General features: G+C 52.6%; 1 protein-coding gene. It reads left to right on the top strand.

What is annotated here, in order from left to right; genetic code table 11:
* On the top strand, nt 1–286 hold a 286-nt coding region (locus tag BFF42_RS20495), incomplete at its 5' end, for an integrase core domain-containing protein (protein ID WP_000318964.1).
* Nucleotides 287–513 lie beyond the last annotated feature (227 nt).

Genomic DNA, 513 nt, shown 5'->3' with positions numbered 1-513 from the left:
AACACGCCAGTTCGCCCGGATGTTGGGACTTGAACCGAAGAACACGGCGGTGCGGAGTCCGGAGAGTAACGGAATAGCAGAGAGCTTCGTGAAAACGATAAAGCGTGACTACATCAGTATCATGCCCAAACCAGACGGGTTAACGGCAGCAAAGAACCTTGCAGAGGCGTTCGAGCATTATAACGAATGGCATCCGCATAGTGCGCTGGGTTATCGCTCGCCACGGGAATATCTGCGGCAGCGGGCTTGTAATGGGTTAAGTGATAACAGATGTCTGGAAATATAGGGGCAAATCCACTGACATTGCCATTGAAGCGGAGCGTCCCGTGCCGGAACGTTACCTCACAGCTGATACTGAGGGTTTCCGGATCCTCTGCGAGCGATTCTGGCTGTTCGGCAGCTGCATCGAGAGTCACAGGAAGTAGCTGGGGGCTCTCTGAAGAAGGTAATAGCAGCTTTCCCTCGCGCCATTGTTGTCGCCATTTGAACAACAGATTGGCGTTAATGCCATTT

It is taken from the genome of Shigella sp. FC1661 (genome assembly GCF_001712525.1).
GTDB lineage: Bacteria > Pseudomonadota > Gammaproteobacteria > Enterobacterales > Enterobacteriaceae > Escherichia > Escherichia coli.
The sequence above is the reverse complement of the archived record's forward strand: the minus strand, read 5'-3'. Positions and strand labels throughout refer to the sequence as shown.